Source organism: Streptomyces sp. NPDC058335 (genome assembly GCF_042723915.1).
Classification (GTDB): Bacteria; Actinomycetota; Actinomycetes; order Streptomycetales; family Streptomycetaceae; genus Streptomyces.
In genome coordinates this window covers 42,772-48,203 of sequence record NZ_JBHXHX010000035.1, presented here as the reverse complement: position 1 = coordinate 48,203, position 5,432 = coordinate 42,772, and the positions used below count along the sequence as shown (strand labels likewise).

Here is a 5,432-nt window from a genome sequence, read left to right as displayed (position 1 = left end):
CGTTAAGCGGATCACCATCGCCCGAGCATCCCAGCGCGCCCATCCGTGGCGCATCCTGATGCCGGGTCCGTCGATTGCCCGCAATACCCAGGACGCAGCCATCGGACAAATACCGCCGCGGCGCCGATCCCGCGCGACTGCCCGGACACACCGGCCCGGACGGGGACCCGGTGGTCTGGGAGGCGGACCGGCTCGCCTTCGAGCGGCTCCAGCAGCGCCTGCCCAGACGCGGCAGCGCCGCAGCGGCGGCCGCCAGGCAGTGGCCCGCCCACTTCGTTCGGGCCCACGGGTCGCCGCAGCCGCCCTGTTCGGCCTGGCGGCCGGCACATTGCTGGGTCTGCTGGCCCGCCGGGTACTGGAGGTCCATGGGCGAGAAGTGGTCCGCCGGCCACTTCGGTCTGATGACCGCCTCCGGCCGCCGCGACGACGTCATGAACTGCCCCCTTCCCGTACGGCACCCAGCTCAGGGTGTGCATGGACCGGCACGGGTATGTCGCCCGCTTCTGCCAGGCCAACCCGGCCGGCGACTACTGGACCTTCCAGTGAACTGACACCGCCATCCTCGAGGGCCTCGCCGTTCCTGCTCACGGCCGTCACGGTGCTGGTGCTGCGCCGCCGCGTCTGACCGCGCGACACCACCACGTCTGTCCTACCCTTCAATCCTTCATCCCCTCACCGGGCTCCCCTCTCTTCTTCGTCCGACCCCTTTGTCCGAGCCTTTGTCCGGGTCCCGGTCCCTCGTGTACGGAGGTCGCTTCACCATGCCCGTCGACGCCAAGTCGCCCAGGAAACTGCGCAACAACCGAGCCGCGCTCACCCACAAGGTGCGCTACGCCCTGACCCATCCCCGCCGTGTCACCCAGTACCTCCGCAGGGCCGGCCGGGATGCCTGGCTGCGTCTCAAGCACCCCGACCACGTCGGCTACTACCGGGCCGTGATGGCCTCGGACACCCGCCGCAACCCCGAGGCCGCGGTCGGCAGTCAGACCCACGAACGCTGGCTGGCGCTCGGGCAGATGCAGTTCGACTACCTCATCGAGCACGGGCTGCGCCCCGAACACCGCATGCTCGACATCGGCTGCGGCAACCTGCGCGGCGGCTGGCGCTTCATCAGCCACCTGGATACCGGCAACTACTACGGCATCGACATCTCTCCCGACATCCTGATGGCCGCCAAGAAGACCCTCGTCGAGCGCCGCCTCCAGGACAAGCTGCCGCACCTGACCATCACCGGCGACCTCACCCTGGACTTCCTGCCCAGCGACCACTTCGACGTCATCCATGCGCACAGCGTCTTCTCCCACTCGCCGCTGGAGGTCGTCGACGAATGCCTCGCCAACGTCGGCCGCGTGCTGACCGACACCGGGTTCTTCGACTTCACCTTCGACCGCACCGAGGGCACCGAACACCAGGTGCTGCACGAGGACTTCTACTACCGCACCGAGACCCTCCTCGCCCTGGCGCGCAAGCACGGCCTGCACGCGCGCTTGATGGAGGACTGGGAGGAGCGCCCGCACGGCCAGTCGAAGATGCGCGTCAGCCGCACACCCCTGGCGGGCGAGGCAGTGTAGCGAAGTCCACAGGAACTCGGTCCGGTCTGCGGAGAGTACCGAGTGTGAGGCAAACGGGACGAGAAGAGTCAGTGCGTGCACGCATCCGGGCAGTGGACCGTGCGGCGTTCGCCGACCTGTACGACCAGTACGCGCGGGCGGTCTACAACCACGCCTTGCGGCTGACCGGCAGCTGGTCGGAGGCCGAGGAGGCCATGTCCGAGACGTTCCTCGCCGCCTGGCGTACCCGGGAGACAGTGGAGCCGGAGGGTGGTTCCCTCAAGCCCTGGCTGCTCGGCATCGCCACGCACAAGGCGCACAACATCAACCGTGGGCAGCGCCGGCGGCTCGCCGTGAGGTGCGCGCCCAGCGAATCCGCCGCCACCATTCCAGGGGCGTTCGCCGACCAGCACGACCACCGTCTCCGCGCCCATCGCGGCCGCGCCCGCACGGGCACGCCCGGTGCAACTGCCGTACATCCGCTCCCCCCTGGGTGCACTGTGTGATGAGGCCACGCCCCCCAGGCGCCCCTCCGGGACAAGCCCGGTCGAATCTGTCCTGACACACGCGTACGGAAAGCCACGAGGCCGGCCGGAGCACTCGGCACGTGAACGACGCGCCGGGCACGAATCCCGTGACTCCACGAGCCCGATGCGCCGCAGAACACTCCGGGCTGTTCCCGGGCATCCCGACGGGCCCCTGCGGACCGTCGAAATCCGGCCCCCGGCGGCGCGCTCGTCTCGCGGCCGGCCGATCCCCCCCCCCCCCGAGGAACAGGCCCCTCCGGACGGCCACCCCACCGCCATTCCACCGAAAAGAACACGCCATGGAAAATACCGGCCCGCTAACCTGTTCTTCTGCCGAAGACGCCGTTCGGCGTTGCCTTTCTCCCACTGCTCGCGGAGATAGCGCACAGCCCTCGATGAAACTCCCATGAACGGCATGTTGCACACCCCGGCCACGGCCGGGCGGGTGCATTACGTTGGCTGAAGGTGCTGCCACAGAAGGTCGGACGCCCCAGCGCGAAAGCCTATTCCCCGAGGAGTCCTGTGAAGTTGTACAAGCAACCGGACGACCTTGTGGCCGTCGTCGGAGCCGGCGCCATGGGAACCGGGATATCCCAGGTCGCGCTCCTCGCCGGCCACCGGGTGCTCCTGCTGACCCGCCGCGCGGAGAGCTCCCGCCGAGGCCGGGAGGAAATCGAGAGCCGCATCCTCCGGCTGGTCGACAAGGGACGGCTGGGCAAAGAGGAAGCGCTCGCCGCCCTGGACCGGCTGACCACCTCGGAAGAATTACCGGAAGCGGCATCGGCCGGCCTCGTCATAGAGTCCGTGCACGAGGATATGGCGGCCAAGTCCGCACTTCTGGCGGACATCGAGAAGCATGTGGGCGAGGAAGCCGTTATCGCCACCAACACTTCTTCCCTATCCGTGACCGCTCTCGCAACCGGCCTGGCAAACCCGGCCCGGTTCGCGGGACTGCACTTCTTCAATCCGGCTCCCCTGATGGCGCTGGTCGAAGTGGTCTCCGCGCCGTCCACGGCCGAGCGCACCACCCGTTTCCTGCACAGGACCGCGGAACGCTGGCAAAAGACCCCGGTGCTCTCCGCCGACCTGCCCGGATTCATCGTCAACCGGGTGGCACGCCCCTTCTACGGGGAGGCGCTGCGCACCCGGGAAAAGCGGGCGGCGTCACCGGCCACCATCGACGCGGTCCTCACGGGCTCGGGCGGCTTCTCCATGGGCCCCTGCGCACTGATGGACCTCATCGGCCACGACGTCAACGAAGCGGTCACCCGGGGGGTGTGGAGTGCCTTCCACCACGACGCGCGCTTCGCCCCCTCCCTCGTCCAGCGCAAGCTGGTGGAGGCCGGGTACCTCGGGCGCAAGGCGGGCCGAGGGTTCTACGACCACGGGCCCGGCGCCGCCCGGCCCGCTCCCGACACCCGCGCCCCGGTGTCCGTACCGCCGCCGCGTCTGGTGCGCCTGCACGGTGACGCCGGGCCCGCCGGAGGACTCGTGGACGTGCTCGTCGCGGCCGGGATCCCCGTCGAGCGGGTGACGGCCGCCGCCGGCAGCGCGCTGGACGCGATGTTCGAGCTGCCCGACGGGACGCTGCTGCGTCTGACCGACGGGCGTACGGCCGACCGGCACGCCCGGCGTACGGAACGTCCGGTCGTCCTGTTCGACCTGAGCCCGGACTTCGCCACCTCCTCCCGTACCGCCCTGGCGGTGAGCGGCGGGGCGCCTGACGCCTCGCGGGACGCCGCGGTGGGCCTGTTCCAGCTGCTGGGCAAGGACGTCAGCACGGTGGACGACATCCCGGGGCTGCTGGTGTTCCGCACCGTCGCCATGCTCGTCAACATCGCGCTGGACGCGGTGGCCGACGGCCTGGCGAGCGCCCCGGACGTCGACACCGCCATGCGCCTGGGCACCAACTACCCGCTGGGGCCGGTCGCCTGGGGCGAGCGGATCGGGCTGCCCTCGGTCCTCGCCCTGCTGGAGAACCTCGACGACGAACACCGGGACGGGCACTACCGCCCCTCCCCCGCGCTGCGCCGCGGCGCGCTGCGCACCGGCCCGCTCGCGGCCTGACCCCCATGCCAGAAAGGGAAACACCACCCATGCAGGCTCTGTTACACCTCGCCCAGGACGTCGCGTCGGCCAAAGAGCAGGGGCGCTACCGGACGTACCTGAATCTGGAGCGCCGCGCCGAGGGGGCCCCGCGGGCCGTGCTCCACGCCGCCGACGGTCCGCGCGAGATCACCGTCTGGTGCTCCAACGACTACCTCTCGCTGAGCCACCACCCGACGGTCATCAACGCGGTCGCCGACGCGGTGCGCGGCGTGGGCCTGGGCACCGGCGGCGCGCGCAGCATCTCGGGCACCAGCACCTTCCATGAGGATCTGGAGGCCGAGCTCGCCTCGCTCTACGGCAAGGAGCGGGCGCTGCTGTTCAGCACCGGCTTCGCGGCCAACGACGCCACCCTGTCGGTGCTGGGCCGGCGCATACCCGGGCTGGTGATCTTCTCCGACGAGCTGAACCACGCGTCGATCATCCAGGGCGTCCGCAACAGCGGCGCGCAGAAGAGGATCTTCCGCCACAACGACACGGGCCACCTGTGCAAGCTGCTGGAGGAGACGGACCCGGACGCGCCCAAGCTGGTCGCCTTCGAGTCCCTGTACTCCATGGAGGGCGACTTCTCCCCGATCCGGGAGATCGTGGACATCGCCGAGGAGTTCGGCGCCCTGACCTACCTGGACGAGATCCACTCGGTCGGCATCTACGGCGAGGAGGGCTCCGGCTACGCGGAGGAGCAGGGCGTCCGCGACCGGATCACCGTCTTCCAGGGCGGTTTCGGCAAAGGGCTCGGCGGGGCCGGTGGCTACATCGCCGGGCCGGCCTCGGTCATCGACAGCGTGCGGACCTTCGCGGCCCCGTTCGTCTTCAGCACGTCCGCCCCGGCGCCGCTGGTGGCCGGCGCGCTGTCCGCGCTGCGTCTGGTCCGCCGCGACTCCACCCAGCGGGACCTGCTGCGGGCGCGCGCGTCGGAGCTGAAGGAGGGACTGGCCGCGCGGGGCATCCCGGTCATCTCACGGGACAGCCACGTGGTCCCTGTGCTCGTCGGCGACCCGCACCGCAACAAGGAGGTCAGCGCGCTGCTCCTGGGCGACCACGGCATCTACGTCCAGCCGGTGAACGCGCCGACCGTGCCCGAGGGCACCGAGCGGCTGCGCGTCACGCCCACCTCCCGTCACACGGCCGAGGACGTCCAGGCGTTCGTCGACGCGCTCGACGCCGTGTGGTCGGCGGCCGGTCTTCCCCGCAGCCGCTGATCGCACCGGCCGACGGCCGTCGCCCCGGCACGAGCACCGTTCCGGTG

3 protein-coding genes and 1 pseudogene are annotated in these 5,432 nt (G+C 70.4%); all 4 read left to right on the top strand.

The features are described 5' to 3' along the window. Nucleotides 1–761: 761 nt before the first annotated feature. Nucleotides 762–1,571 carry a class I SAM-dependent methyltransferase gene (locus ACFWJX_RS39475; RefSeq protein WP_383251763.1) on the top strand — a complete coding sequence of 270 codons (810 nt, stop codon included), beginning with the start codon at nt 762–764 and terminating at the stop codon, nt 1,569–1,571. Between the two features lie 71 nt (nt 1,572–1,642). Further along, nucleotides 1,643–1,934 (top strand): annotated as a pseudogene (locus ACFWJX_RS39470) (RNA polymerase sigma factor); the annotation flags it as partial. A gap of 671 nt (nt 1,935–2,605) precedes the next feature. Continuing rightward, the gene (locus ACFWJX_RS39465) at nt 2,606–4,144 is read left to right on the top strand and encodes a 3-hydroxyacyl-CoA dehydrogenase (protein WP_383251762.1); all 1,539 of its coding nucleotides are present in this window, start codon (nt 2,606–2,608) and stop codon (nt 4,142–4,144) included. Nucleotides 4,145–4,173: 29 nt separating this feature from the next. Then, nucleotides 4,174–5,385: a 5-aminolevulinate synthase gene (gene hemA / locus ACFWJX_RS39460; protein WP_383251759.1), complete on the top strand. Its 1,212-nt coding sequence runs from the start codon at nt 4,174–4,176 to the stop codon at nt 5,383–5,385. The last annotated feature ends 47 nt before the right edge of the window (nt 5,386–5,432 follow it).

Excerpts from the sequence above, each read along its gene's own strand:
- ACFWJX_RS39475 (WP_383251763.1), top strand. The coding sequence starts at position 762 with ATGCCCGTCGACGCCAAGTCGCCCAGGAAACTGCGCAACAACCGAGCC.
- hemA (WP_383251759.1), top strand. The coding sequence starts at position 4,174 with ATGCAGGCTCTGTTACACCTCGCCCAGGACGTCGCGTCGGCCAAAGAG.